The sequence below is a fragment of the Micromonospora sp. HK10 genome (assembly GCF_000982955.1).
Classification (GTDB): domain Bacteria; phylum Actinomycetota; class Actinomycetes; order Mycobacteriales; family Micromonosporaceae; genus Micromonospora.
Window position 1 is genome coordinate 3400 of record NZ_KQ058836.1, and the last position, 25497, is coordinate 28896.

Sequence of the window (25497 nt, forward strand, 5' to 3'; positions counted from 1 at the left end):
TGGTGTGGCGGTCTGCTCGGCCTGGACCGGTGTGGCGGTCTGCTCGGCCCGGACCGGCGCGGTGGCGACCGGCTGCGGCGGCGCCGCGGCGGGCGCGGCGACCGCGCCGCTCCGGTCGGGAAGCCCGTCGGCCACCACGGCCAGCGTGTGGGCCAGCCCGCCGGGCATGCCGGTGATGCCGGCGTCCCAGGCCCGCAGGGCGAGCCAGGCCGCGGCCGGGTCGTGCCCGGGCGCGACCCCGGGCGGGCCGATCAGCATCAGGCTCGCCGCGAGGTCGAGCAGCGCCGGCAGCTCGCCGTCCGGCACCCCGGCCAGCCGGGCCGCGCAGACCGTGGCGGTCAGCACGCCGGTGCTCACCGGCACCGTGGGCGCCGACAGCCCGGCTGCGGCAGCCAGTCCGGCGTCGACCGCCGCCGCCAGCTCCGCCACCGACCGGCCGTGGGCCGCGCCGACCGCGAGACCGACCAGCGTCGGCCCGACCGCCGGTCCGAGCGACGCGCACCGTTCGCCGTTCCAGTGCAGGGCCACGTAGGTCTCCGCCCGGGTGCCGGCGCCGATGAGGGGGAAGTCGCCGTCCGGCGTGCCGACCCGGGCGGCCCACGCGGCCAGGGAGCCCTCCGGCGGCGGCAGGGCGGCGAACCCGGCCAGCAGGGCGGCGACGCTCATTCCCGGGTCACCTCGACGCTCTCGGTGACCAGGTAGAACTTGAACTTCGTCCGGCCGGCCGGGCCGCGCTCCGCCGGCAACGGGTGCTCCTCGAACCAGCGCAGGTAGTTCGCGTACGCCTCCTCGTCGGCGTAGTGCATCTCGGCGATCCGGTAGAAGGTGTAGCCGTCCGGCACCGACGCCGTGCCGCCGGAGGCCTGCCGCACCGGGCGCAGCACCTTGTTGAAGACGATCCGGTCGAGATAGGGGTTGGCCAGCAGGTCCGGTGCGTGCACCTCGAAGAGCCAGCGCTCGTACTCCTCGGGGCTGACGCCCTCCTCGATCTCGTACCCGAGAATGGTCTTGATCATGTGGTCGTTCTCCTCACTGTCCACAGGTGGGACTCGGCGCCCACGCCGAATCCCTCGAGCCGCACCCGGACCGGCTCGATCCGCACCCCGGCCAGCTCCGCCGCCACCTCGTCGTCGGTGCGGACGGGTGCCCGGTCGAAACCGGACGCCCGCTGCCGCGCCACCTCCCGGCGGTAGACCGCGACGGTCCACTCGGCGGGCATGACCGAGGCGGTGCCGCGGACGGCCACCATCCGGGGCGGCAGCAGGCCGAGGTCGAAGACGTGCGGCCGCTCGTTGCTGGCGCCCGGCGCGGGCGGGCCCACCCAGGCGACCAGCGTGCGCGGGTCGCGCCGCCACTGCGCGAGCCGCCGGTGGCCGGCCCGCTGCACCAGGCTGACCGACCAGTCCGGCTCCAGGAACGCGGTCATCGTGCGGTTCACCGGGAACCCGCCGGCGTCGATGGTGGTCACCTGCGCGAAGCCGGCCTCCCCGTGGACGAAGGCGTACGCGGCGACGCGGGCCGCGGCCAGCTCCATCACCGGCTCCACGGCGCCAGGCGCCAGGTCGTCACGCTGGCCGGCGTCCGCCGGACCCGGGCGGCGAGTTCACTGTGCGTGTACGCCCGGTCGGGCACGACCGCGCTGACCACGTCCACCGCGATGCCGGACCGGGCGAACGGGTACGGGTCGAGCCAGATCTCGCCCGGCCGGCGCACGCCCACCGTGATCCGCTCCGCCGGGCCGAACGGGTGGGTACGCACGGGCGGCAGCAGCACGTCCTCGGCCGAGTGCTCGAGGGCGGCCAGCTGCGGCCCCCAGGGCCGGGCCGGGCCGGGCTCGGCGGCCGGCCGCGACGGCATCACGCACAGGTAGAGCGAGAGCAGGTCCCACAGTTGCAGCAGCTCGTAGTTGTGCCAGAGCCGGGTCTCGAACGCGGCCCGGGGCTCGGCCGCCGTCCAGGCCAGCCGCTTCGCCTCGATCCACCGCCGCTCCTCGGTGTCGACCGCGTCGTCCTGCGCCGCCCGGCCGTCCGCGCCGAGGTCCAGCCGACCCCGGGCGCCCGGCGCCGACCACCGGCCCCGGTACAGGCCGGTCCAGTGCATGCCGACCAGGACGCCGGCGTACACGTCGCCGAGCGCCACCCGTTCGACGCCCTGCCGGTAGAGCCGCACGTGCTCGGTCGCGTCGATCTCCAGGAAGTGCAGCGGCCGGCGTTCGAGCTCGTGGAAGAGCACCCGGGCGTCCCAGGCCCGCCAGCCTTCGTCGTGCCGGCTCGCGGCGGTGCGTACCGGGGAACGCGGCGTGGGTGTCTCGAACCGCTCGTTGCCCCAGGCGTCCGCCAGCTCGCCGGCGATCCGGCCGTGCTCGACCTGTTCGATGAGGTGCAGCGCGCCGTCGCGCCGGACGACGATCATGCCGCCACCGCCCGCAACGCGGCCCCGAGAGCCCGGGCGCTGCCGCCGGCCAGCCCGTCGACCGCGGCCAGCACGGGCGCGGCCCGTCCGGGGAAGCGGTGGTCGAGCAGCCGCCGGGCCTTGGCCCGCGACGCCGCCCGGTCGAAGGCCCGGGGGCCGTCGCCGCGCGGCAGGTCGGCGGCGCCGACCAGCACGGTGCCGTCGGCGCGGACCACCCGCACCCGGGCCGGTCGGCCGGCCGGGTAGCCGGCGTCCAGCGCGGGGTCGTGCCGCACCTGCACGCGCGCGGCCAGGTCGCGCACCGCCGGGGAGGATACCGTCGCCGCGGTCAGCGTGGTCTCGTCGAGCCGGCCGGTGAGCAGCGCGACCGCCACCGAGGTGGGCACGCTGAACCGGGCGGCCAGCTCGCTGTCGGCGACCGCGCCGAACCGGGCCGCGTGCGCGAACGTGCGTACCTCGACCCGCGCCACGTCCGGCAGCGGGCCGGTCGCGGCCACGATGTCCGCCACCGCGTCGTTGACGCCGTGCAGGTGGGCGCAGGTGGGGTGGGCCTTCGTGTAGCCCCGCAGCACCTCGTGGCCGTGGTCGCGCCCGAGCCCCGACCAGTCGCGGGCGGCGACCGCCGCGAAATGCCGGTCCAGCGTGCCGGGCAGCGGTTCCAGACCGGCCACGGCCGCGGCGCCCAGGCTCGCGCCCAGCTGCACCGAGGCGCCCAGGAACGCGTGCCCCCCGGTACGCCCAGTGAAGATCGTCGCCGCGTCGCTGAGCAGCACGGCCGAGCCGGCCAGCTCCACGGCGCGGCGCATGGCGGCGGCATCGCCGGGCGCCAGCAGCCGGGCCACCCCCGCCGCCGCGCCGACCTGGCCCCAGGTGCCGATGTCGTGTACGCCGTCCGGCGTGCCGCCCATCGCCCGGCCCACCCGGACGCCCACCTCGTAGCCGGCCAGCACCGCCGACAGCAGCTCCCCGCCCGGCAGGTCCCGCTCCTCGGCCACCGCCAGCACGGCCGGGACCACGTGCGACGCCGGATGCCCGCGCGCCGGCCGGTGACCGTCCTGCAGCTGGTCGGCCGCGATCGCGCTGCCGTTGCGGAACTGGGCGTCGGCGGCCGGCCAGCCGCGCGACGAGCCCACCACCGTCGACTCGCCCGAACCCCCGGAACCGGCGCCAAGCGCGCGCAGCTCGGGCCGCCCGCTGCCCAGCGCGGCGACCGCGATCGTGTCCGCGACCAGGTCCACCACCCGGTCCCGCACGGCGGCGGGCGCCGCCGCCCAGTCGGTGGCCGCGGCGGTCGCGGCGAGCTGCTCGATCATCCCCGCACCCGGGCCATCAGGCCGGCCACGTCCGGCGCGGCGGCCAGGTCGAGGACGGCGGACGCGATGTCCTCCCGGTCGGGCACCCGCGCCGCGTTGGACGCGAACTTGGCGGCCAGCTCGGCCGAGCTGAGCGGGTTGCCCGGACCGCCCCGGTTGACGTCGACCCGCTCCTCGTGCCGGGTGCCGTCGCGCAGCACGACCCGCAGCACCGCCGGGAACTGGTTCGGGAAGATCTCGTCGCAGCGGGCGTCCGCTACGCACCGCACCTTCGCCGCCAACGCCAGCCGCGCCTCGTCCGCCGCGGCCGCGTCGGTGAAGTCGTCATGGCCCAGCCCGAGACCGCCGCCGCCCAGCAGGGCCGCGGCCACCGTGTAGGGGCCGCTGAACGCCGCGTGGTAACCGGACTCCGGCCGGGCCTTGTCCTGCGGCGGTTCGGCGATCGTACGCAGCACCGGCGACGGCACCCCCAGCTCGATCGACTCGATCGCGTCCGGTGCCACACCCCGGGCCCGCAGGGCCAGCGCCGCGTCGATGCCGGCGTGCGTGAAGTGGTTGCACGGGTACGGCTTGAAGAAGATGCCGGGCAGCTCCCAGTGCGTGCCGAGCCGGTCGACCACCGCGTCGACGTCGGCCCGCTCCCCGCAGAACGCGTGCAGGAAACCGAAGCGCCCCTCGACCACGGTCGGCGGCCCGGTGAGCCCGTGCCGGGCCAGTTCGGCGGCGACCACGCCGGAGTGCGCGGCCCAGCCGCAGTGCACCCGCTTCACGGTGCCGCCGGTCCGGTTGGCCTCCAGCAGGCCGGCGCCCATGCTCGCGGCGATCCCGGCGGCGTGCGCGATGCCGTCGGCGTCGGCCCCGCCGACCATCGCCGCCGCCACGGCCGCCCCGACCGCGCCGCAGATCGACGTCGCGTGCTGGCCGCGCTCGAAGAACTCGGAATTGCCCAGCGCCCGGTCGTAGCCGCCCATGCCGAGCCGGACCGCGACCTCGATGCCCATCCCGGCCGCGTCGAGCAGCGCGGCCCCCGACGCGCCGCGCGCCTCGGCCACCGCCAGCGCCGCCGGCACCACCGGCGAGGAGGGGTGCAGCACCGACGGCAGGTGGGTGTCGTCGAAGTCCAGCGAGTGCGCCAGCGTGCCGTTGACCAGGGCCGCGTTCGCGGCCGGCACGCGCAGGCCGGTGCCGATCGCCACCGCCTCCGGCGTGCCGCCCGCCGCCCGCACGTAAGCGGTGACCGCCCGGGCGGGCGGCAGCCCGCTGGCGGCGAGGCTGTTGCCGATCAGGTCGAGCACCCGGCGGGCCACGTCCTGCCGCAGGTCCCCGGGGAGCCCGCAGCGCCGCACGTCCTCGGCGACCGCCGCGAGCCGCTGGACCACGGTCGGGCTGCTCATGGGGTCACCGCCGCGAAGGGGCGGATGGGGGAGCCGGTGCCGCCGACGATGCGCAGCGGCGCCATCACGAAGACGAAGGCGGCCAGGCCCTCGGCGGCGGCCTGTTCGAGGTTGAGGTGCTCGATGATGTAGATGCCGGCGTCGACCAGCAGCACCCGGTGCACGGGCAGCACGCTGTGCCCGGAGCCCGGGCGGATCTGCTCGTACGCCGTGGTGTCCGAACCGGTGGCGACCACCCGGCGCGCGGCGAGCCACTCGGCGGCGTCGGTGGTGGCGCCCGGCACGCCGGCGGTCTGCCCGAGATAGGTGGTCGCGTCGGCGAAGTGCCGCGCCCAGCCGGTGCGGACCAGCGCCACGTCGCCGGGGCCGGGCTCGACGCCGGCGCGTTCGGCGGCGGCGGCCAGGTCGGCCGCGGTCACGCCGTACCCGGGGGGCAGCACCTCGACCCCGTGTACGGCGGCCACGTCGAGCAGCACGCCGCGGGTGAGCAGCGCGGGCGTGTGCTCGGCGCCGAGCGCGGTGAACCGGCCGCCGGTCTGCGCCGCCGCGGCGTCCACGCCGCCGTGCAGCCGGCCGTCGTGGCTGACGTGGGACAGCGCGTCGACGTGGGTGCCCACGTGCCCGCCGGTCACGATCATCTCGTTGGCCGCCGAGCCACCGTCCGGGCGGACCATGTCGCCGTGCCGGCGGATCAGGCTCATCCGGAAGCCGGGGTGGTTGGGTGAGCACGGCATGCCCGTGAAGTGCGGGTGCCCGAGCTCGACGAGCCGTACCCCCGCGGTCACCGCGGCGAGTAGGGGATCGTCCGTGCGCGCCGGGCGGGCCTGCGGCTCGGTGGTCAACTCGTTCCTCCTGAGGGTGGTTCGGACGGGTCGGTCAGGTCGAGGACGAGTCGGGCCCGGCGCACCACCGCTGGGTCGACGAACCGCCCGGCCGCGTCGAGCACGGCCACCTCGCCGGCTTCCTCCGCGCGGGCCGCCGCGGCCACCACGGCCCGCGCGGCGGCCACCTCGGCGGCGGTCGGCGTGAAGACCTCGTGCACGACCGGGATCTGTCGCGGGTGCACCACCGACCGGCCGACGAAGCCGGTGGCCCGGGCCCGTTCGGTGCTGGCGCGCAGGCCGTCGAGGTCGGCGACGTCGGTGTAGACGCTCTGCACGGGGGACGGCAGCCCGGCGGCCCGGGCCGCGACCACCACCCAGCCGCGCGCCCAGGCCAGCCCGTCGTCGCCGGTCACCCGCAGGTCGGCGGAGAGGTCGGCCTCGCCCAGCCCCAGCCCGGCGACGCGCGGGTGCGCGGTGGCCAGCTCGGCGGCCCGGGCCAGCCCGGCGGCGCTCTCCAGCAGCAGTTGCAGCGGCAGGAAGGCGCGGTTGGCGACCTCGCGGACCAGGGCCGGGTCCTCGCAGCGCGGCAGGCGCAACCCGGTCAGGCCCAGCCCGGCCAGCGCGTCGACGTCGTCCTCGCCCCACGGGCCGGCCGGGTCGTTCACCCGTACCCACAGCGGGCGGTCGTGGGGAGCCTCGGCGGCCAGCCGCAGCGCGGTGTTCCGGGCGGCGGCCTTCTGGTCCGGCGGTACCGCGTCCTCAAGGTCGACGACCACCGCGTCGGCGCCGGCGGCGAGGGCCTTCGCCACCCGGTCGGGGCGGTGGCCGGGCACGTAGAGCCAGGATCGCGGGGTCACTTGGGCAGCCCGCCGGACCAGCCCAGCGCCCGCGAGATGCGGTCGGCGGCCTCCCGGACCAGCGGACCGAAGCGTTCCCGGGCGGCGGCGTCGACCCGGTGCGCGGGGCCGCAGACCGAGATGGCGCCGACGACGGTGCCGTCGATGCCGAAGACCGGTGCGGCGACCGAGCCGGCGCCGTCCTGCCGTTCGCCGTCGGAGTGGGCGAGCCCGGTCTCGCGGATCGTGGTGAGTCGGGTGCGGAGCACGTCGGGGACGGTCACCGTGCGGCCGGTCAGCGACGGCAGTTCGGTGCCGAGCACGGCCTCCCGCTCGAGGTCGGGCAGGAAGGCCAGGATGCAGGTGCTGGAACTGCCGGCGTGCAGCGGGAAACGGCGGCCCACCTCGACGGTCATCTTGATCTCCCGGGTGGACTCGACCTGGTCGAGGTAGACCCGGCCGCCGTGCACCCGCGCCGACACGGTCGTCGTCTCGCCGGTGGTCAGTTGCAGCTCGCGCAGCACCGGCATGGCGACCGTGCGCAGCTGCGACTCGCGCAGGGCGCGGGCGCCGAGCGCCGCGGCCCCCGGGCCGAGCTGGTAGCCGCGGCTGGCCGGATCGCTGACCAGCAGCCGGCGCTCGACCAGCGTCTGCAGGATCCGGTGCACGACCGCCTTGGACAGGTCGAGGCTGCGCGCGATCGCGGTGACCCCGAGGAAGTCCGGCCCGTCGGTGAACAGGAGGAGAACATCGGCCACGCGGCTCGCCGCCTCGGTGCCCTGACTCTCTGCCACGTCGTCGTCTCCCCATGCCATGTTTCTGCCAGCGGAACACGATTCCAGCACCGACCGGCTGCGGGGTCAACCCCCCAATGTGGGCTCTGTACTGCGATGAACACGATTCTGCGACGAACCCTTGACCAGGTGAACCGGCGGTGCCAGCATCATGCCCCATGTGATGTTCCGTGCGGCGGAACACCGTCACCCCCAGGAGCTGACATGAGGAAGACCTGGACCCTGAGCCTCGCCATAGCCCTGCCGTTGGCCCTCGCCGGGTGCGGCGGGTCCGCGCCCGCCGGCACCAGCAACGGCGGTGGCGCGCAGTCCGGCGGCACGATAAAGATCGGTTCCCTGCACCCGCTGAGCGGCGCGGCCGCGGCGGACGGGCAGCAGATGGACAACGGAGCCAAGCTGGCCGTCGAGGCCATCAACAACGCCGGCGGCATCAAGTCGCAGGGCGGCAAGAAGCTCGAACTGGTCAGCGCCGACACCCAGGGCAAGCCCGAGGTCGGCCAGAGCGAGGCGCAGCGCCTCATCCAGGACGGCGTCGTCGGCCTGGTCGGCACCTACCAGAGCGCGGTCACCGCCAACGTGTCCACGGTGGCCGAACGCAACAAGGTGCCGCTGCTGATCGACGTGTCCAGTGCCGACTCGATCCTCTCCCAGGGCTACAAGTTCACCTTCCGGGTGCAGCCCAGCTCCACCGTGCTCGGCACCGCCGGGGCACAGTTCCTCGACCAGGTGGCCAAGGCGGCCAACCAGCCGGTCAAGACCGTGGCGGTGCTGCACGAGCAGGGCCCGTTCGGCACCGCGATCCGGGACGCCTTCAAGGCCGAGGCCGAGAAGGCCGGCATCAAGGTCGGCCCGGCGCTCGCCTACGACGCCGCCAACGTCTCCGACCTGACCACCCAGGTCACCCAGGTCAAGGCCAGCGGCGCCGACGTGCTGATGGTGGCCGGCTACTACCGCGACGGGGTGCTGGCCGCGAAGGCCGTCGCCACCGTCAAGCCGCCGGCCCTCAAGGCCGTCTACGGCGTCGCCAACGGCGCGTTCGACCTGCCGCAGTTCCCCAAGGAGGTGGGCGCAGCGGCGGAGGGCTACTTCGACGCCAACTACCACCCCGACATGACCAACCCGGACATGCAGGCGCTGGCGAAGCTCTACCAGGACCGCCACAACGACCAGATCCGCACCGGCGCGGTGCTCGCGTACGACTCGGTCCGGGTGATCGCTGACGCGCTCGAGCGCGCCGGCAGCGCCGAACCGGCCAAGGTCCGTGACGCGATCGCCAGCGGCTCGGTGCCCACCCTGATCGCCGGCAACGGCCCGATCAAGTTCGGCCCGACCGGGGAGAACGAGAACGCCACCCCCATCCTCATGCAGGTCCAGAGCGGCGTGATCAAGCAGGTGTTCCCGGCCGACAAGGCGGAGGCGAAGCCGGTCTTCCCCGCCTTCAAGAGCCAGTGACCTCGCCAGCAGACCAGGGCCACGTCGCCGCCGGCACCGGCGGCGGCGTGGCGACCCTGGATCCCGACGAGGTACGCGCGCCCACCGCCCGCGCCGTGCCGTGGCTGCGGATCGGCGTGATCGCCGCGCTGGTCGTGCTCGCCATCGGGCTGGCCTACGTCCGCTCCGGCAGCGGGGTGGTCGTGGTCCAGGCGGTGGCCACCGGTGTCCTGATCGGCGGCGTCTACGGCCTGATCGCCATGGGCCTCACGCTGATCTTCGGCGTGCTCGACATCGTCAACTTCGCGCACGGCAGCTTCCTGGCGCTGGCCCTGTTCCTCACCTTCGGGCTGACCCAGGCCGGGCTGCATCCGTACCTCGCCCTGGCGGCCAGCGTGCCCGCGATGTTCCTGCTCGGCGTGCTGGTACAGCGCGGCGTCCTGGCCGGCGCGATGGGCAAACCGCTGGAGAACCAGCTCCTGATCACGCTGGGCATCTCCCTGATCATCGAAAATGGACTGCTGCTCTTCTTCGGCGCCAACCCGCGCTCCGTGGCACTGCCCGGCGACCGCGGCGTACCGATCTTCGAGGCGGTGGCCAACCTGTCCCGGATCCTCGCCTTCGTCGGCGCGCTGATCCTGGCCGGGCTGCTCTACCTGCTGCTGCAGCGCACCCGGCTGGGCACCGCGATCCGCGCGGTGGCCGCCAACGACACCGGCGCGCAGCTGGTCGGGATCGACACCCGGGTGATCTACGCGGTGACCTTCGCGCTCGGCACCGCCTGCGCCGGCGCGGCCGGCACGCTGGTCGCGCCGCTGGTCACCATCGAGCCCACCACCGGTTCGCTGTTCAACATCGTGGCCTTCGTGGTGGTCGTGCTGGGTGGCATGGGCAACGTGGTCGGCGCGCTGGTCGGCGGCCTGGTGATCGGGCTGGCCGAGCAGCTCGGCGGCATCTACCTGCCCGGACAGTCGCCGCTGCTGTCGGTGTTCATCGTCTTCGTGCTCGTGCTCTTCCTGCGCCCGCAGGGACTCTTCGGGAGGTCGGCATGACGACCACCACCGACACCCCGGCGGCGGAGACGGCGGCCGGCCGGCCGCTGCCGCGGCTGCCGTGGAACCGGCACCTGGTGGCCATCGCGGTCCTGGCCGTGCTGTTGGTGCCGCTGCCGCTGATCCTGCCGGCGGCGCAGGCCTCGGTCGCGGTGCGGGTGCTCATCTTCGCCCTCATGAGCATCGGCTGGAACATGATGAGCGGCTTCGGCGGCATGTTCAGCTTCGGTCACGCGGCCTACTTCGGCATCGGCGCGTACGCCTGCGCCTGGCTCCTGGTCGAGCAACGGGTGTCGCCGTGGATCGGGATGCTCGCCGGCATGGTGATCGCCGCGGCGTTCGCCGCCCTGATCGGTTTCCTCGCGCTGCGCTACAAACTGCGCGGCGCCTACTTCGCGCTGGCCACCTTCGCGTTCGCCGAGATGCTCCGGCTCTGGGCGACCAACAGCGACTTCGTCAACCGCGCGGTCGGCTACCACGTGCCGCTGCGTACCGACAGCTCCTGGTGGTGGCTCCAGTTCGAGCCCAGCTCGCCGAACTACTTCTGGATCGCGCTCGGGCTCACCGTCGTGGCGCTGGTGGTCAGCGTGCAGTTCGTGCGCTCGCGCGCCGGGCAGTTCACCAAGGCGGCCCGTGACGACGAGGAGGCGGCGGCCGCGGTCGGCATCCCGGTGATGCGCTACAAGCTGCTGACGATGGCGCTCTCCGCCGCGATCACCGCGGTCGCCGGCGCCTTCTACGTGCAGTACTTCCTGTTCATCGACCCCGATCTGGCGTTCGGGTCGAGCGTGTCGATCCAGGCGATCCTGCCCGCGGTGATCGGCGGCGTGGCCACCATCTGGGGTCCGGTGATCGGCTCCGTGGTGATGGGCCCGCTCAACGACGTGACGGCGACGATGCTGCGCAACCCGCCGCCCGCGCTGGAGTTCCTGCAGGGGCGCAGCGGCCTTGACGTGATCGTCTACGGCATCCTGCTGATCATCATCGTGCTGGTGCTGCCGAAGGGCATCTACGGCACGATCCGGCAAAGGTGGTCCCGGCGATGACGCTGCTACGGGTCGACGGCATCTCCAAGTCGTTCAAGGGTCTCCGCGCGGTCGACGAGGTGAGCTTCGAGGTCGCCGAGGGCAGCATCCTCGGCGTCATCGGGCCCAACGGGGCCGGCAAGACCACGGTGTTCAACCTCATCACGGGCGCCCTGCGGCCGGACACCGGCCGGGTGCACCTGGCCGGCCGGGAGATCACCGGGCACGTGCCGCACCAGGTGACCGCCGCGGGCATGACCCGGACGTTCCAGCTGATGCGGCCGTTCTACTCGATGACCGTGCTGGAGAACGTCACGGTCGCGGTGCTGGCCGGCGGCGCCGCCCGGCGTACCGCCCGGACCGCCGCCGCCGAGCTGATCGAGCGGGTCGGCCTCGGCCGGTGGCGGGACGCGCCGACCGAGGGCCTGCCCACCGCGGCCCTCAAGCGGCTGGAGCTGGCCCGGGCCCTGGCCAGCAAACCCCGCGTGCTGCTGCTCGACGAGGTGCTGGCCGGTCTGGTGCCGGCCGAGCGGGCGCCGGTGATGGAGCTGCTGGAACGGCTGCGCACCGAGGACGGCGTGACGCTGGTCTTCGTCGAGCACATCATGGCCGCCGTCATGCGGCTGTCGGACTCCGTGCTGGTGCTCGATCTGGGCCGGGTGCTCACCTCGGGCGCACCGGAGGAGGTGACCCGCGATCCCCGGGTCATCGAGGCGTACCTCGGGGAGGACCCGCATGCTCACGCTTGACGGAGTCAGCGCCGGCTACCACGGCCTGCAGATCCTGCACGAGCTCGACCTGCGGGTCGAGGAGGGCGAGATCGTGGCGATCGTCGGGGCCAACGGCGCCGGCAAGACCACCACGCTCAAGACCATCTCCGGCCTGGTGAAGCCGACCGCGGGCACGATCACGTTCGACGGCCGGCGGGCCGACGGGGTACGCCCCAGCGAGCTGGTCACCCGCGGGTTGTTGCAGGTGCCGGAGGGGCGGGCGCTGTTCGGGCCGCTCAGCGTCGAGGAGAACCTGCGGATGGGCGGCTGGACCCGCGGTCGCAAGCCGCTGGACGCGCCGCTGCGCGAGGTCTTCGACCTGTTCCCGATCCTCGCCGAGCGGCGCGCCCAGGCCGCCGAGACGCTCAGCGGCGGGCAGCAGCAGATGCTCGCCATCGGCCGGGCGCTGATGGCCGGTCCCCGGCTGCTGCTGCTCGACGAGCCGTCCACCGGGCTGTCGCCGAAGCTGACCTGGACCGTGCTCGACGCGGTCAAGGCGATCCGCGACCGGGGCGTCTCGGTGCTGCTGGTCGAGCAGAACGCCGCGCACGCGCTGAACCTGGCCGACCGGGCGTACGTGCTGGAGAGCGGCAGCCTGGTCCTCGACGGCCCGGGACCCGAACTCGCTCGCGACGACCGGGTCCGCGCCGCGTACCTGGGGCTCTAGCCATGACCTCGACCGTGGCGGCCGTAGCCCGGCTCGGCGCCTGGGCGGCCGGGCTGCGCTGGGCCGACGTCCCGGACGCGGTTTGCGACCGGCTCGGGCTGGTGCTGCTCGACTCGCTCGGGGTGACCGTGGTCGGCGCCCGGCAGGCCGAGCAGCGGGCCCTGGCCGCCGCCTGGCGCCCCGGTCCCGGTCCCGCGCCGCTGGTCGGTGGCGGCACGACCACCACCGTCGAGGTGGCGGCCTGGCTCAACGCGACCGCGTTGGCCCGGCTCGAACTCGACGAGGGGCACAAGTACGCCAAGGGCCATCCGGCGGCGCACGGGCTACCGGCGGTGCTGGCGCTCGCCGCCGACCTGGGTGCCTCCGGTCCGGAGACGATGGCGGCGCTGCTCGCGGCGTACGAGGTGGCGGCGCGGTTCGGCCGGGCCACCACCCTGCGGGCCGGCCTGCATCCGCATGGCAGCTGGGGCGTCGCGGGCGCGGCGGCCGGCTGCGCGCGGCTGCTCGGCCTGCCCGGTGAGGGCGTCGCCGCGGCCATCGACGCGGGCGCCGGCCTGCCGGTCGCCGGGCACTTCACCAGCGCCCTGGACGGCAACCCGGTCCGCGACGCCTGGCTGGGCGCCTCGAACGGGTCCGGGCTGGCGGCGGCGCGGATGGCCGCGGCCGGTGTCGCGCGCAACACCGGCACGCCCGCCGTGTCGCTGGGCGACGTGCTCGGCCGGTTCGACCCGGCCCCGCTGACCGATGGGCTGGGCAGCCGGTGGGAGGTGCGGCTGGGCTATTTCAAGCGGCACGCGTCCTGCTCGTTCACCCACCCGGCCGCCGACGCGGCCCTGCTGATGCGTGCCGACGGGCTGCCGCTCGACGCCGTCGAGGAGATCGTCGTCGAGACCCATTCGCTGGCCGGCGGGCTGGGCCGGACGAGCTGGGACAGCCGGTTGGCCGCGCTGTTCTCCACGCCGTTCGTGGTGGCCGCCGCGCTGGTGCACGGCACCGTCGACCCGGCCGTCTCCGCCGACGGGCAGCGCGACGACCCCCGGGTGCGGGCGCTGGCCGGCAAGGTCGTGCTGCGGGTGGCACCGGACCTCGACGCCAGACTGCCCGACGAGCGGGCCGCCCGGGTCACCGTCCGCACCGCCGGCGGGCCGCCCCGCGTGCTCGAGGTGCCCAACCCGGTCGGTGACGCGGCCCACCACCCGATGGCCGAGGACGACGTGTTGGCGCTGCTCGAACGACTGCTCGACGCCGGCACCGTCCGCGCCGTGCACGAGGTCGTCACCGGCCTGGCCAGCAGCGCCGATGTCGGCCCCGACCTGCGCCGCCTCGCCGAGATCTAGGAGGAAGACCGTGCGGATCTACGCCGTGACCCCGATCCACGTCGACGCCGAGGAGCTGGCCCGCCGGCAGGCGCGCTACGCCGCGCTCTCGCCGCCCGGCGTCGAGGTCGTGCTGCACGACATCGGCGCGGACGCGCCGCGCGCCCTGGACACCGACGCGCAGGTGCGGGAGAGCGAGGCGTTGGTCGCGGCGGCGCTGCGTACGGCGCCGACCGGGTTCGACGCGCTGCTGCCGGACTGCGTCCTCGACCCCGGCGTCGCGGACCTCGCGGGCACCCTGCCGGTACCGGTCTTCGGACTGCTCCGGCTCAGCCTCGGCTGGGCCGTGCTGACCGGGCGCAGGTGCGCGGCGGTGGCCCGCAACAAGGCGATCGCCGACGAGATCGTGGCTCGGGCCGGGGTCTACGGCTGGTCGGCCGACCTGCTCGGCGTCGAGGTGCTCGACCTCGACGTGCACGCGATCGCGGACACCTCCCGCTGGGCCGACACCCTCGGCGCCGCCGTCGGCACGCTCGCCGCGGGCGGCGCCCGTTCGGTGATCAACGGATGCTCGGCGGTCGACCTGCCGTCCGGCGCCCGCCTGCCGGCCCGGGTGGTGGACCCGACCGCGCTGGCGCTGCGGCTGATCGCCGCGGGGGAGGTGGCCGTATGAGCGACCGGCACAGCGTGACCGGACCGGACCTCGTGGTCGCCGGCGCCGGCGGGGGCCTGGTGGCCGCCCTGCGTGCCGCGCAACTCGGCCTGGACGTGCTGGTCGTCGAGGCCAGCAAGCACTTCAGCCGGGGCAACAACACCTCGATGTCGACCGCGATGATCCCCGGCGCGGGCTCGCGGTGGCAGCGCGCCGCCGGCATCGACGACTCGGCCGAGCTGTTCGCGGCGGACGTCGCCCGCAAGACCGGGGGACAGGGCGACCAGCGGCTCGCCCGCGCGCTCGGCGCGGTGAGCGCCGAACTGGTCGAGTGGCTGGCCGACAGCGTCGGGTTGGAGTTGTCTCTGGTCACCGACTTCCACTACCCGGGCCACTCGGTCGACCGCTGCCACACCGTGGCGGGCCGGCACGGCACCGTGCTGCTCGACCAGTTGGTCCAGCAGCTGACCAGGGCCGGCATCGACCTGATGGTGCCGGCCCGCCTGGTCGACGTGGTGGTCGACGCGGGCCGGGTGCGGGCCGCCGTGGTCGAGCGGCCGGACGGCACCCGCGAGGAGATCCCGACCCGGGCGGTGCTGCTGGCCACGAACGGCTACGGCGCCGACCGGGCGCTGGTCGCCGAGCACCTGCCGGAGATCGCCAACGCGGTCTACCACGGAAGTGAGACGTCCCGCGGCGACGCGCTGCGGATCGGCACCGCGCTCGGCGCGGAGAGCGCCTTCCTCGACGCGTACCAGGGGCATGCCGCGCTGTCGGCCCGCGCGGCGACGCTGGTCGGCTGGGCGACCGTGATGCACGGCGGTTTCCTGCTGGACACCACCGGACGGCGGTTCGGCGACGAGACGAGCGGCTACTCCGAGTACGCGGCCGCGCTCGCCGCCCGCCCCGACGCCACCGGCTGGCTGGTGCTGGACCGCCGGATCCACGACGCCTGCCTGGCGTTCACCGACTTCCGGCAGAGCGTCGAGTCGGGCGCGCTGCTGGAGGCGGCCGACGCCGCCGCGCTGTCGTCGGTCACCGGGTTGCCGGCCGACGCCGTGACCGCGGAACTCGCCGAGACGGCCGCGGTGGCGCGCGGCGAGCGCGCCGACCGGTTCGGTCGCACCTTCTTCGAGGCGCCGCTCGAGCCGCCGTACCTCATCGCCCGGGTGGTGCCGGCGCTCTTCCACACCCAGGGCGGCCTGGTGGTCGACGAGCACGCCCGGGTGCTGCGCCCGGACGGCGCGCCGATCCCCGGGCTCTACGCCTCGGGCGGGGCGGCGGCCGGCATCTCCGGCCACGGCGCGGCCGGCTACCTCGCCGGCAACGGCCTGCTGCCCGCGCTCGGCCTCGCCTACCTCGCGGCGAACCACGTCGCCCGAACCACGGAAGGAACCCCATGACACCCCTGGAAACCCTGATCAAGAACGTGACCGTGGTACGTCCTGACGCCGGCTCGCCCGACGGCGACGCGCTCGACATCGGCATCGCCGGCGGCAAGGTGGTGCGGCTGGAGGCGGACATCCCGGCCGACGAGGCGCAGACCGTGGTGGACGGCCGTGGCCGGTTCGCGTACCCGGGGGCGGTGGACGCCCACCAGCACTGGGGCATCTACAACCCGCTGGCCGAGGACACCGAGACGGAGAGCCGCGCCAGCGCGCAGGGCGGGGTGACCACCGGCCTGACCTACATGCGTACCGGGCAGTACTACCTGAACCGGGGCGGCTCGTACGCCGAGTTCTTCCCGCAGGTGCTCTCCGCCTCGGCGGGCCGCTCGTTCATCGACTACGGCTTCCACCTGGCGCCGATGTCGAAGGAGCACATCGACGAGATCCCGTCGATCGTGGAGAACTTCGGCGTCACCTCCTTCAAGATCTTCATGTTCTACGGCAGCCACGGCCTGCACGGCCGGTCGGCCGACCAGAGTTCGTTCCTGATGATCCCGCCGAACGAGCGGTACGACCTCGCCCACTTCGAGTTCGTGATGCGCGGCGTGCAGGCGGCCCGGGAGAAGCTGACCGAGGCCGCGCCGCACGTGTCGTTGTCGCTGCACTGCGAGACCGCCGAGATCATGACCGCCTACACGAAGCTGGTCGAGCAGGACGGGTCGCTGTCGGGTCTGGCCGCGTACAGCGCGTCGCGGCCGCCGCACTCGGAGGGGCTCGCCGTGACGATCGCGGCGTTCCTGGCCGACGAGACCGGACTGCCCAACATCAACCTGCTGCACCTCTCCTCGCGCAAGGCGCTGCGGGCCGCGATGTTGATGGCCCGGACGTTCCCGCACGTCGACTTCCGCCGCGAGGTCACCATCGGTCACCTGCTGGCCAGTGTGGACACCGCGCACGGCCTGGGCGGCAAGGTGAACCCGCCGCTGCGCCCGCAGGAGGACGTGGAGGCGCTCTGGGAGTACGTGCTCGACGGCAGCGTCGACTGGGTGGTCAGCGACCACGCGTGCTGCAAGGACGAGATGAAGTTCGGCGATCCGCGCGACGACGTCTTCGCCGCGAAGTCGGGCTTCGGCGGCGCCGAGTACCTGCTGCCCGGCCTGGTCTCGGAGGGTCGTAAGCGCGGCCTGTCGCCCCAGCGGATCGCGCAGCTGGTGGCGTGGAACCCGGCGCGCCGCTACGGCCTGCCCGGCAAGGGCACCATCGGGGTCGGCTTCGACGCCGACCTGTGCCTGGTGGAGAACGCGAGCTGGACCGTGCACGCGGCCGACTCCGCGTCGACCCAGGAATACACCCCGTTCGAGGGCTTCGAACTGGGCGCCCGGGTCACCGACACGTGGGTCCGGGGGCAGCACGTGCTCGACGCCGGCAACGTCGTCGGCACCCCGAGCGGCCGCTACGTCCACCGTCCGTACCAGGGGTGAGCATGTCCGGTGGCAACGACGGGCCGCTGGCCGGTCTGCGGGTGCTCGACGCGTCGACCATCCTGGCCGGCCCGCTGGTGGCGCAGGTGCTCGGCGACTTCGGCGCCGAGGTCATCAAGATCGAACATCCGGGCCGGGGCGACGGCATGCGCGGGCACGGGCTGGCCAAGGACGACCAGCCGCTGTGGTGGAAGATGATCGCCCGCAACAAGCGGACCGTCGGGCTCTATCTCGGTGACCCGGCCGGCGCGGAGATCTTCCGCAAGCTGGCCGCCACCGCCGACGTCGTGATCGAGAACTTCCGGCCCGGCACGCTGGAGCGCTGGGGGCTCGGCTACGACGTCCTGTCCGCCGACAACCCCGGGCTGATCCTGTTGCGGGTCACCGGCTTCGGCCAGTCCGGCCCGTACGCGGCGCGGCCGGCCTTCGGCACGCTGGTGGAGTCGATGAGTGGCTTCGCCCACCTGACCGGCGAGCCGGACGGCCCGCCGACGCTGCCGGCGTTCGGTCTGGCCGACTCGATCGCCGGCATGGCGGGCGCGGCGGCGGTCTCGATGGCGCTCTTCCAGCGGGAGAAGGACGGTCGGGGTCAGGAGATCGACCTCGACCTGCTCAGCCCCATCATGACGGCGGTCGGGCCCGGGGTGATCTACGCCGACCAGCTCGGCGTCGACCAGCAGCGCACCGGCAACCGGTCGCAGAACAACGCGCCCCGCAACACCTACCGGACCGCCGACGGGCACTGGGTGGCCATCTCCACCAGCGCCGACAGCATCGCCCGGCGGGTGCTGACTCTGGTCGGCCATCCGGAGGTGATCGACGAGCCGTGGTTCGCCACCGGCCGCCAGCGGGCCCAGCACGCCGACCTGCTCGACGGCTACGTGGGGGAGTGGATCGGGGCGCGCACGCGCGACGAGGTGCTGCGCGCGTTCGCGGAGGCGGGCGCCGCGGTGGGCCCGGTCTACCGGCCGAGCGAGCTGCTCGACGACCCGCAGGTGCGGGCGCTGGAGCTGGTGACCACGGTGGAGGATCCGGACCTGGGTCCGATCCGGATGCAGAACGTGCTCTGGCGGATGGGTCGCACGCCGGGCCGGATCCGGTTCACCGGGCGGGCGCCGGGCGCCGACACCGATGCGGTGCTCGGCGACGAGCTGGGCCTGTCGGCGGCGGAGCTGGCGGCGCTACGCGAGCGCGATGTGATCCGCTAGGTTCCGCTGAGCGGAACGATGCACATGGATATTGACAGGCTATTCTCCCAGCTCTAGCGTCATTCTCCAGATCGTGGTGCTGTCACCGCGTTCCGCTTAGCGAAACACTGGAGGGCATGTGCTCCACAGGTTCCGTTTCCTCACCGGACTGGCCGTCGCCGCCGGCCTCGTCGTCGCCGGGTCTCCCGGCATCGCTCAGGCCGCGCCGCGACCCGACTGCTCCACCACCACTCCCGCCGCCGCCCAGAAGCTCCTCCGTGCGGTCGGCTACCCGACGACGATCACCTCCCTCACCACCGGCACCACCGCGGCCGGCACGCGCTACTGCGACGTGCGGACCAGCATCACGGTCGGCGCCGACGACGGCAGCACCTCCGTCATCCAGCTGCGCCTGCAGGCGCCGATCGACTGGAACCGCCGCTACGTCCAGCTGGGCGGCGGCGGCTTCTGCGGCAGCATCCCGACCGCCGGCACCTCCGGCGACGGCAACGTCGACCTCGGCTACGCCGTCGCCTCCGACGACACCGGCCACGTCGGTGGCGGCTCGGACGCCTCGTTCGCCTACCAAAACACGGCCGCCCAGAACACCTGGGCGTACCTCTCCGAGCACCTGACCGCGCTCGCGGCCAAGGCGATCCTCAAGGAACTGACCCACCACAGCCCCGCGTACTCCTACTTCGTGGGGTGCTCGACCGGCGGGCGGCAGGCCCTGATCGAGGCGCAGCGCTGGCCCGGCGACTTCGACGGGATCGTCGCCGGCGCGCCGGCCCACCGGCAGAACTACCTCGCCCCGCTCTCCCAGGGCGTGCGCGAGCTGCAGAACCGGGACGCCGACGGCCGCCAGATCATCACCGCGGCCACCGCGGCGGTGATCAACCAGGCCGTGCTGGCGGCGTGCGACGGCGTGGTCAAGGACGGCGTCGTCGACGACCCGCGCGCCTGCCGGTTCGACCCGACCACGCTGCTCTGCCCGGCCGGCACGACCGGACCGGATTGCCTCAGCGCCGCGCAGGTCGCGGTGCTCAAGAAGTGGTACGACAGCCCGCGCGACGACCAGGGCCGCGAGCTGTACCCGGGCGGGCTGCCGCTGGGTTCCGAGGGCGGCTGGGTCGGCGCCAACATCAGCACGTCGCCGAGCGGGCTGAGCGGCGGCGGCGCGTACGCCGAGCAGGTCCTGCGCTACCTGGCGTTCCCGACCGACCCGGGACCGAGCTACTCGCTGTGGGACTTCGACCCGAACCGGGACGCGGCGAAGCTGGACACGATGGCGAAGGTCTACAACGCGGACACCCCCAACCTGGACGCGTTCCGCAAGGCCGGCGGCAAGCTGATGCTCTACCACGGCCTGGCCGACCCGCTGATCACCGCCTTCGGCACGATCCAGTACTACGAGGACGTGGTGGCGCGGTACGGCTCGTTGGCCAGCACCCAGCAGTTCGCCCGGCTGTTCCTGCTGCCCGGCGTGTACCACTGCTCCGGCGGCCCCGGCGCCGACCGGGTCGACTGGCTCGGCGCGATCCGCGACTGGACCGAGCGGGGCCAGGCGCCCACCTCGGTACTGGCCAGCAAGGTCAGCGGTGGTGCGACGACCATGCAGCGTCCGGTGTACGCGTACCCGCTGCAGGCCAGCTACGACGGCAGCGGCGACCCGAACACGGCGACCAACTGGGAGCCGGTGCCCGGCCCACGCGGTCGGCACTGACCCGTGGCCGCAGAGCGGGGCCCGCATCGGTGCGGGCCCCGCTCTGCTGCGTCAGCGGGCGAGGGAGCGGCGGCCGACCCTCGCCGACGTGGTCCGTTCCGAGCGGCGGTCGCCCCCGGGTGAGCCGCCGCGCGATCTGTCCGGCGGCTTACCGGGCGGGCGTGCGGTGCGTGGTGTCGATGACCTCGTCGGGGATCAGCGGGCCGTCCCGGAGCGGGCGCGGTGCCGCCCGCTGGTGGTCTTCCCGCGGGCTGCGGACGCCTCCGGTGTGTCCGCAGCCCGGTGCTCGCTCGCCGGGTCCTCACGGACGGATGCGGATGACCGTCTTCCCGGTGACCCGCTCGGTCCGGTTGAAGGCGGCCACCGCGTCGTCGAGGGTCGCGACCAGGCCGATGTGGGTCCGGAGTCGTCCGTCCCGCACCCGCCGGACGACCTCGCCCAGTTGGGCGCGATCGGGCTCGACGACGAAGTCGACCGCCAGGCCCTCGGTGGGTCGGGCCTCCGGCGGCCCGACCACGGACACCAGCGTTCCGCCGGCCCGGATCAGCCCGGCCGAGCGTTTGCCGATGTCACCGCCGATGACGTCGAACACCAGATCGACTCCGCCGACGTCCTCGAGGGCGTCGTTCTCGAGATCGACGAACTCCTGCGCGCCGAAGTCGAGCGCCGCCTGACGGTCGCCGGCGCGTCCGGTGCCGATGACGTACGCGCCGGCCTCGCCGGCGAGCTGCGTGACCAGCGAACCCACCGCGCCGGCCGCGCCGTGCACGAGGACGCTCTGCCCCGCGCGGAGGCGGCCGTGCTCGAACAGCCCCTGCCACGCGGTCAGGCCGGAGATCGGCAGGCTCGCGCCCACGGTGAAGTCGACGTCGCCGGGGAGCGGGGCGAGATTGCGCGCCTCAACGGCCACATACTCCGCCAGCGTGCCGTCGCGACTCCAGTCGGCGAGGCCGAACACCCGCTGCCCGACGGACAGTCCCGTCGTGCCGTAACCGAGGGCGGTGACCACGCCGGCCAGCTCGTGCCCGGGAATCGACGGCGTCCGGTCCTGGCCGAGGCGATCGGTCCAGGTCGAGGGCCAGGCCAGCTCGGTCGGGACGAACCCCGACGCATGAACCTCAACGACGACGTCGTTCAGCGCCGGCGTCGGCTCGGGCCGGTCCACCAGCGTCATCCCGGCCTTTCCCGCGGCCTGGTCCGTCACCACGATCGCTTTCATGGGAATTGCCTCCTCGGTCGTTGTCTCTGTGCTGGAGATGCGGTCGGAATGAGAAGCCCACCTGGTCTGATGCCGGCGGCCATCGGCCAGCCGAATGGTCCGTCGCACGGTTCGCGGTTGGTGTCAGCATCGCCCGGTTCCCCGGCGGCAACCTCAGGTACGGGGAACTCGGCACCGGTGGGCCCGCCGGGCACCTCGTCGCCAACGGCGGCGCCCGGTCGGACGCCTCGAACCTAGCCGCCGCTCAACTGGTCGGTCAAGTCCAGCCTGAAAGCGGACGAGTGATACCGTGACGGCGTTCTAGCACAGCTTGCTGGCGTGCTGCCCGCGTCGGGTCGGCACCGCTATTGGACTAACTGGTCCAAAATAAGTCGATCGGCTGCGGGAATACGGCCGGCCCGTGTGGCGTCTGTACAGGGGCGTCTCACGTCATGGCGGAGATCTCCCGTCGAGACGCCGGGAGGGCGGTGCCGCAGCGGAGGCGCGCCCCTGTGCACGAGTGACACCAACCACCAGTCAGGAGACGACGTGACCATCGAAAGGGCGATCCTCGCCGGCGGCTGCTTCTGGGGCATGGAGGAATTGTTCCGGCACCAGCCCGGCGTCGTGTCCACGCGCGTCGGCTACAGCGGCGGCGACGTCCCGAACGCCACCTACCGCAACCACGGCACGCACGCCGAGTCGATCGAGGTCAGCTACGACCCCGAGAAGACCGACTTCCGCGCCCTGCTCGAGTTCTTCTTCCAGGTCCACGACCCGTCGACGAAGAACCGCCAGGGCAACGACATCGGCACCAGCTACCGGTCGGCGATCTTCTACACCAGCGACGAGCAGAAGCGGGTCGCCGAGGACACCATCGCCGACGTCGACGCCTCGGGCCTGTGGCCCGGCAAGGTCGTCACCGAGGTCACTCCGGCGGGCGACTTCTGGGAGGCCGAGCCCGAGCACCAGAACTACCTGCAGACCTACCCGGACGGCTACACCTGCCACTTTCCCCGCCCCGGCTGGAAGCTCCCGAAGCGGGCGACGGCCTGACACCCCCGGCGCGCGGACCCCGAGGTCCGCGCGCCGGCGCGCCTGGATGAGTGTCGGCACGGCCGATCGTCGTCCCCACGGCCAGCATGGGACACGACGCCGGACCGACTCCACGGTGCGGTCCGCCACGGACTTTTCGGGCGTGCCGCTGGATACACTTGCGCGATGGGCGACGAGCAGGTGGCTCCGCCGACGAAGCCGCGGAGGATCAGCCAACGGGGCATCGCGACGCGCGAGCGGATCCTCGAGGCGGCGAACCGCCTCATGTTCGTGCGCGGAGTGAATGCGACGACCCTGGACGACGTCCGCGAGGCGAGCCAGACCAGCAAGTCCCAGCTTTACCACCACTTCGCGGACAAGCAGGAACTCGTCCGCGCGTTGGTCAGTTATCGAGGCGCACTCGTGCTGCAGCGTGAGCGCGGCGGGCTCGAACGGTTGAGGTCCTTCTCCGGGCTGGTCCGGTGGCGTAACGCGCTGGTCCAGGCCAACTCGCTGAACAACGGCAGATACGGGTGCGGCCTCGGGTCGATGGCAGTCGAGCTGTCCGATCAGGACGAGCAGGCGCGATCGATGCTGTCGGAGACGTTCGCGGAATGGGAAAAGCTGATCAGCGACGGCCTGCACCGGATGCGGGACAGCGGTGCGCTGCGCCGGGACGCCGACCCGGAGAAACTGGCCACCGGGTTGATGGCGGCCCTACAGGGCGGCTACCTGCTGGCGAACGCCGCGCACGACGTGGCGCCCATGGAGGTCGCCCTGGACATGGCCCTGGACCACATCAGGTCGTTCCTCACGGAGCCGTCCGGCCAGCCGACCCGTTGATTGCGGCCGCCCGAACGGCGGCTACCCGAGGCGCGGCTTGATCTCGATCCACGCGCGCAGTTCGGCGGCGAGCTGCGGGTCGTGGACCTCGTCCAGGTGCCACTGGGCCGCGCTGAGCAGGGCCTGCTGGAGTTGGCTGGCCGGCAGTCCGACCGGCCGCTCCGCGAGGTGTTCGTACATTTTCGGGACCTGGTGTCAGCGGACATGGACTGGGCCGACTCCCGCAAGACCCGATTCCGGCGCGCCGCGTCCCGGGTGAAGATCGCATCGCTTGTTCTGGCCGCGCTGTCGACCGTCGTGTTGGGAATCAACGCCATACCGGCCAATGCCGCGATCGCGTTGCCGATGGTCGGGCGCTGGACGCGGCACAGCCCGGCAGCCGGTTTCCCGTCGGCACCGTCGGCGGACAGTAGCGCGGAGCGGCCAGCCTGACCCGCGGTCACCGCGGCGGATCGTCGGCGCCGGCGGGCTCGGCCCGTCCGGCCCGGTGCCGGTGGTAGTACCGGGCTACGCGGGCGCGGTTGCCGCACCGGGTGCGGGAGCACCAGCGGCGACCGGGATGCGCCGGCAGGAAGAGCACGACGCAGTTCTCGGCCTCGCACTGCCGCACGGTGGCCAGCCCCGGATCCGTGAGCAGCTCGACGGCGGCCTCGGCGAGGCGGGCCGCGAGCTGCGCACCCGGGCTGCCCTCGCGGCCCACGCGCGCCCGTGGGGCACCCGACAGCCAGCGCAGCTCCCGGATCGCGGGCGCCCGGCGCTGACTGTCGTTGAGGTACGCGACGGTGTCGGCGGGTGGCGCCAGGCCGCGCCGGGCGTGGTCGACGGCGACCGCGATGTGGCCGCGTACGGCCTGGACCATCGCCACGTCGTCCGGCGTGATCGTGGCCGACGCCTCGGGCAGGTCGGACCCGCGATCGGCTTGGGCGGCGAGCCACGCCTGCACCTGTGCGGGCGTGGCGAGCAGGTCGACGGTGTTGCCGCCGTGCCGCACCACCGTGTTGATCAGGTCGAGTGGCAGCGGCTCGCCCACGAGTGGCGTCAGGTCCGTCATCGGCTAATGGTATCCCGGCCTCTTGACGCGTTAGGTCGGTCACCGGTAACTCTAATGCAACATTGGGCTAAAGAAGGGTGTGACCATGACTGTGCGCGTGACCCGGGTCGTGCACCGGCACCTCGACGTGGGCGGGCTCCGGCTCTTCTACCGGGAGTCCGTCCCCTCCGCGCCGGGAGGGGCGGACCGGCCACCGGTCCTGTTGCTGCACGGCTTTCCGTCGGCCTCGCACCAGTACCGGCGGCTCATCGACGCGCTGGGCGACCGCCACCGGCTCATCGCGCCGGACTACCCGGGCTTCGGGCACAGTGACGTGCCGACGCCGGCGAGTCTGGGCGGCACGTTCGACTACACCTTCGACGGACTGGCCGACGCGGTCGACCGGTTCGTCGAGCGCCTCGGGCTGACCCGGTTCGTGCTGTACATGTTCGACTTCGGCGCCCCGGTGGGCTTCCGGCTCGCCACCCGCCACCCGCACCGCGTGGCCGGGCTCATCGTGCAGAACGGCAACGCGTACCTCGAAGGGCTGTCGGATCAGGCGCGGGACTTCATCGCGCTGCGCCCCACCGACCCGGGCGCGGAGGAACAGGTCCGCGCGCTGCTGACGCTGCCCGCCACCCGCGGCCAGTACGAGGGTGGCACCTCGAACCCGGAGGAGGTCGCGCCCGACGGCTGGACCCTGGACCAGCACTTCCTGGACCAGCCGGGGCGCAGCCAGCCGCAGCTCGACCTGGCCTTCGACTACCAGTCGAACCTCCGGCAGTACGACCGTTGGCAGGAGTGGCTGCGGCTGCACCAGCCCCCGACGCTGATCGTGTGGGGCCGCAACGACCCGTTCTTCCCCGCGCCGGGCGCCGAGGCGTACCTGCGCGACCTTCCCGATGCCGAGCTGCACCTGCTCGACACGGGGCACTTCGCGCTGGAGGAGAAGCTGCCGCGGATCGCGCCGCTGGTGGCGGGCTTCCTCGACCGGATCGCCCGCGCCGAGCGGTCGGCGGGCGCCGCGACGAGATAGGCCGATCGGTCGGTCCGGGCGTGTGCTGCGCGTCACAACCCGAGCGGAAATGGACGCCCCGTCCGTTTCGTTGGCAGGGTCGAAGCCGGT

Annotated in this window: 27 protein-coding genes; 15 read left to right on the top strand and 12 right to left on the bottom strand. The window is 73.6% G+C overall.

Going from position 1 to position 25497, the window contains the following annotated elements; translation table 11 throughout:
- The 9 genes from LQ51_RS33450 to LQ51_RS18770 form a co-directional block, all read right to left on the bottom strand.
- A partial coding sequence (locus tag LQ51_RS33450; RefSeq protein ID WP_046567510.1) for a hypothetical protein occupies window positions 1–666 on the bottom strand: 666 nt, incomplete at its 3' end.
- Window positions 663–1016: an EthD domain-containing protein gene (locus tag LQ51_RS18735; RefSeq protein ID WP_046567511.1), complete on the bottom strand. Its 354-nt coding sequence runs from the start codon at window positions 1014–1016 to the stop codon at window positions 663–665. The genes LQ51_RS33450 and LQ51_RS18735, both read right to left, overlap by 4 nt.
- Entirely contained in the window at window positions 1013–1534 is a 522-nt protein-coding gene (locus LQ51_RS18740) for a hypothetical protein (protein ID WP_156313141.1), read from the bottom strand. The genes LQ51_RS18735 and LQ51_RS18740 overlap by 4 nt, the downstream gene beginning before the upstream one ends.
- On the bottom strand, window positions 1534–2412 hold the full coding sequence (locus LQ51_RS18745; protein WP_046567514.1) for a DUF3891 family protein: 879 nt from the start codon (window positions 2410–2412) through the stop codon (window positions 1534–1536). Before LQ51_RS18745 ends, LQ51_RS18740 begins: the two co-directional genes overlap by 1 nt.
- Window positions 2409–3725 (bottom strand): MmgE/PrpD family protein, encoded by a 1317-nt coding sequence (locus LQ51_RS18750; RefSeq protein WP_046567516.1) that lies wholly within the window; start codon window positions 3723–3725, stop codon window positions 2409–2411. The genes LQ51_RS18745 and LQ51_RS18750 overlap by 4 nt, the downstream gene beginning before the upstream one ends.
- Entirely contained in the window at window positions 3722–5119 is a 1398-nt protein-coding gene (locus tag LQ51_RS18755; protein WP_046567517.1) for an MmgE/PrpD family protein, read from the bottom strand. Before LQ51_RS18755 ends, LQ51_RS18750 begins: the two co-directional genes overlap by 4 nt.
- Window positions 5116–5961, bottom strand: a complete 846-nt coding sequence (locus tag LQ51_RS18760) for a cyclase family protein (RefSeq protein ID WP_046567519.1) — start codon at window positions 5959–5961, stop codon at window positions 5116–5118. The genes LQ51_RS18755 and LQ51_RS18760 overlap by 4 nt, the downstream gene beginning before the upstream one ends.
- The gene (locus LQ51_RS18765) at window positions 5958–6800 is read right to left on the bottom strand and encodes an HpcH/HpaI aldolase/citrate lyase family protein (protein ID WP_046567520.1); all 843 of its coding nucleotides are present in this window, start codon (window positions 6798–6800) and stop codon (window positions 5958–5960) included. The genes LQ51_RS18760 and LQ51_RS18765 overlap by 4 nt, the downstream gene beginning before the upstream one ends.
- Window positions 6797–7573, bottom strand: a complete 777-nt coding sequence (locus tag LQ51_RS18770) for an IclR family transcriptional regulator (protein ID WP_197087827.1) — start codon at window positions 7571–7573, stop codon at window positions 6797–6799. The genes LQ51_RS18765 and LQ51_RS18770 overlap by 4 nt, the downstream gene beginning before the upstream one ends.
- 204 nt (window positions 7574–7777) lie before the next feature.
- On the opposite strand from LQ51_RS18770, the gene LQ51_RS18775 reads away from it, so the two are divergent.
- The 11 genes from LQ51_RS18775 to LQ51_RS18825 all read left to right on the top strand — a co-directional run bounded on the left by LQ51_RS18775 (window position 7778) and on the right by LQ51_RS18825 (window position 20265).
- Complete coding sequence (locus LQ51_RS18775) at window positions 7778–9025, top strand: ABC transporter substrate-binding protein (RefSeq protein ID WP_046567523.1); 1248 nt, start codon at window positions 7778–7780, stop codon at window positions 9023–9025.
- Complete coding sequence (locus LQ51_RS18780; RefSeq protein WP_197087828.1) at window positions 9022–10056, top strand: branched-chain amino acid ABC transporter permease; 1035 nt, start codon at window positions 9022–9024, stop codon at window positions 10054–10056. The genes LQ51_RS18775 and LQ51_RS18780 overlap by 4 nt, the downstream gene beginning before the upstream one ends.
- Entirely contained in the window at window positions 10053–11102 is a 1050-nt protein-coding gene (locus tag LQ51_RS18785) for a branched-chain amino acid ABC transporter permease (RefSeq protein WP_046567525.1), read from the top strand. Before LQ51_RS18780 ends, LQ51_RS18785 begins: the two co-directional genes overlap by 4 nt.
- Entirely contained in the window at window positions 11099–11830 is a 732-nt protein-coding gene (locus LQ51_RS18790) for an ABC transporter ATP-binding protein (protein ID WP_046567591.1), read from the top strand. Before LQ51_RS18785 ends, LQ51_RS18790 begins: the two co-directional genes overlap by 4 nt.
- Window positions 11817–12518 carry an ABC transporter ATP-binding protein gene (locus tag LQ51_RS18795; protein ID WP_046567526.1) on the top strand — a complete coding sequence of 234 codons (702 nt, stop codon included), beginning with the start codon at window positions 11817–11819 and terminating at the stop codon, window positions 12516–12518. Before LQ51_RS18790 ends, LQ51_RS18795 begins: the two co-directional genes overlap by 14 nt.
- Before the next feature lie 2 nt (window positions 12519–12520).
- Window positions 12521–13855 carry an MmgE/PrpD family protein gene (locus LQ51_RS18800; RefSeq protein WP_046567528.1) on the top strand — a complete coding sequence of 445 codons (1335 nt, stop codon included), beginning with the start codon at window positions 12521–12523 and terminating at the stop codon, window positions 13853–13855.
- A 10-nt stretch (window positions 13856–13865) separates the two neighbouring features.
- Window positions 13866–14507: an aspartate/glutamate racemase family protein gene (locus LQ51_RS18805; RefSeq protein WP_046567529.1), complete on the top strand. Its 642-nt coding sequence runs from the start codon at window positions 13866–13868 to the stop codon at window positions 14505–14507.
- Entirely contained in the window at window positions 14504–15889 is a 1386-nt protein-coding gene (locus LQ51_RS18810; protein ID WP_046567530.1) for an FAD-dependent oxidoreductase, read from the top strand. Before LQ51_RS18805 ends, LQ51_RS18810 begins: the two co-directional genes overlap by 4 nt.
- On the top strand, window positions 15886–17355 hold the full coding sequence (locus LQ51_RS18815; protein WP_046567532.1) for a dihydroorotase: 1470 nt from the start codon (window positions 15886–15888) through the stop codon (window positions 17353–17355). The genes LQ51_RS18810 and LQ51_RS18815 overlap by 4 nt, the downstream gene beginning before the upstream one ends.
- A gap of 2 nt (window positions 17356–17357) precedes the next feature.
- Window positions 17358–18563 carry a CaiB/BaiF CoA transferase family protein gene (locus tag LQ51_RS18820; protein WP_046567534.1) on the top strand — a complete coding sequence of 402 codons (1206 nt, stop codon included), beginning with the start codon at window positions 17358–17360 and terminating at the stop codon, window positions 18561–18563.
- A 118-nt stretch (window positions 18564–18681) separates the two neighbouring features.
- Window positions 18682–20265 carry a tannase/feruloyl esterase family alpha/beta hydrolase gene (locus tag LQ51_RS18825; RefSeq protein WP_052744962.1) on the top strand — a complete coding sequence of 528 codons (1584 nt, stop codon included), beginning with the start codon at window positions 18682–18684 and terminating at the stop codon, window positions 20263–20265.
- Between the two features lie 301 nt (window positions 20266–20566).
- Here LQ51_RS18825 and LQ51_RS18830 read toward each other — a convergent pair whose 3' ends face one another.
- Window positions 20567–21484: an NADP-dependent oxidoreductase gene (locus LQ51_RS18830; protein WP_046567535.1), complete on the bottom strand. Its 918-nt coding sequence runs from the start codon at window positions 21482–21484 to the stop codon at window positions 20567–20569.
- Window positions 21485–22012: 528 nt separating this feature from the next.
- On the opposite strand from LQ51_RS18830, the gene msrA reads away from it, so the two are divergent.
- Both msrA and LQ51_RS18840 read left to right on the top strand, forming a co-directional pair.
- Window positions 22013–22519, top strand: a complete 507-nt coding sequence (gene msrA, locus LQ51_RS18835; protein ID WP_156313142.1) for a peptide-methionine (S)-S-oxide reductase MsrA — start codon at window positions 22013–22015, stop codon at window positions 22517–22519.
- Window positions 22520–22684: 165 nt separating this feature from the next.
- The gene (locus LQ51_RS18840; RefSeq protein WP_046567536.1) at window positions 22685–23341 is read left to right on the top strand and encodes a TetR/AcrR family transcriptional regulator; all 657 of its coding nucleotides are present in this window, start codon (window positions 22685–22687) and stop codon (window positions 23339–23341) included.
- 21 nt (window positions 23342–23362) lie between these two features.
- Here the strand turns inward: LQ51_RS18840 and LQ51_RS32840 are convergent, their stop codons facing one another.
- On the bottom strand, window positions 23363–23521 hold the full coding sequence (locus LQ51_RS32840; RefSeq protein ID WP_156313143.1) for a hypothetical protein: 159 nt from the start codon (window positions 23519–23521) through the stop codon (window positions 23363–23365).
- A 24-nt stretch (window positions 23522–23545) separates the two neighbouring features.
- On the opposite strand from LQ51_RS32840, the gene LQ51_RS32845 reads away from it, so the two are divergent.
- A complete protein-coding gene (locus LQ51_RS32845; RefSeq protein WP_156313144.1) occupies window positions 23546–23773 on the top strand; it encodes a hypothetical protein in 228 nt (75 codons plus the stop codon).
- Window positions 23774–23780: 7 nt separating this feature from the next.
- Here LQ51_RS32845 and LQ51_RS18845 read toward each other — a convergent pair whose 3' ends face one another.
- On the bottom strand, window positions 23781–24392 hold the full coding sequence (locus LQ51_RS18845; protein WP_046567537.1) for a CGNR zinc finger domain-containing protein: 612 nt from the start codon (window positions 24390–24392) through the stop codon (window positions 23781–23783).
- A gap of 85 nt (window positions 24393–24477) precedes the next feature.
- On the opposite strand from LQ51_RS18845, the gene LQ51_RS18850 reads away from it, so the two are divergent.
- Window positions 24478–25407, top strand: coding sequence for an alpha/beta fold hydrolase (locus LQ51_RS18850; RefSeq protein WP_046567597.1), 930 nt, complete (start codon window positions 24478–24480; stop codon window positions 25405–25407).
- The last annotated feature ends 90 nt before the right edge of the window (window positions 25408–25497 follow it).

Coding starts and splice junctions, on each gene's coding strand:
- LQ51_RS18735 (WP_046567511.1), bottom strand. CDS start 1,016: ATGATCAAGACCATTCTCGGGTACGAGATCGAGGAGGGCGTCAGCCCC.
- LQ51_RS18740 (WP_156313141.1), bottom strand. CDS start 1,534: ATGGAGCTGGCCGCGGCCCGCGTCGCCGCGTACGCCTTCGTCCACGGG.
- LQ51_RS18745 (WP_046567514.1), bottom strand. CDS start 2,412: ATGATCGTCGTCCGGCGCGACGGCGCGCTGCACCTCATCGAACAGGTC.
- LQ51_RS18750 (WP_046567516.1), bottom strand. CDS start 3,725: ATGATCGAGCAGCTCGCCGCGACCGCCGCGGCCACCGACTGGGCGGCG.
- LQ51_RS18755 (WP_046567517.1), bottom strand. CDS start 5,119: ATGAGCAGCCCGACCGTGGTCCAGCGGCTCGCGGCGGTCGCCGAGGAC.
- LQ51_RS18775 (WP_046567523.1), top strand. CDS start 7,778: ATGAGGAAGACCTGGACCCTGAGCCTCGCCATAGCCCTGCCGTTGGCC.
- LQ51_RS18785 (WP_046567525.1), top strand. CDS start 10,053: ATGACGACCACCACCGACACCCCGGCGGCGGAGACGGCGGCCGGCCGG.
- LQ51_RS18790 (WP_046567591.1), top strand. CDS start 11,099: ATGACGCTGCTACGGGTCGACGGCATCTCCAAGTCGTTCAAGGGTCTC.
- LQ51_RS18795 (WP_046567526.1), top strand. CDS start 11,817: ATGCTCACGCTTGACGGAGTCAGCGCCGGCTACCACGGCCTGCAGATC.
- LQ51_RS18800 (WP_046567528.1), top strand. CDS start 12,521: ATGACCTCGACCGTGGCGGCCGTAGCCCGGCTCGGCGCCTGGGCGGCC.
- LQ51_RS18810 (WP_046567530.1), top strand. CDS start 14,504: ATGAGCGACCGGCACAGCGTGACCGGACCGGACCTCGTGGTCGCCGGC.
- LQ51_RS18815 (WP_046567532.1), top strand. CDS start 15,886: ATGACACCCCTGGAAACCCTGATCAAGAACGTGACCGTGGTACGTCCT.
- LQ51_RS18820 (WP_046567534.1), top strand. CDS start 17,358: ATGTCCGGTGGCAACGACGGGCCGCTGGCCGGTCTGCGGGTGCTCGAC.
- LQ51_RS18830 (WP_046567535.1), bottom strand. CDS start 21,484: ATGAAAGCGATCGTGGTGACGGACCAGGCCGCGGGAAAGGCCGGGATG.
- LQ51_RS18840 (WP_046567536.1), top strand. CDS start 22,685: ATGGGCGACGAGCAGGTGGCTCCGCCGACGAAGCCGCGGAGGATCAGC.
- LQ51_RS32840 (WP_156313143.1), bottom strand. CDS start 23,521: ATGTACGAACACCTCGCGGAGCGGCCGGTCGGACTGCCGGCCAGCCAA.
- LQ51_RS32845 (WP_156313144.1), top strand. CDS start 23,546: ATGGACTGGGCCGACTCCCGCAAGACCCGATTCCGGCGCGCCGCGTCC.
- LQ51_RS18845 (WP_046567537.1), bottom strand. CDS start 24,392: ATGACGGACCTGACGCCACTCGTGGGCGAGCCGCTGCCACTCGACCTG.
- LQ51_RS18850 (WP_046567597.1), top strand. CDS start 24,478: ATGACTGTGCGCGTGACCCGGGTCGTGCACCGGCACCTCGACGTGGGC.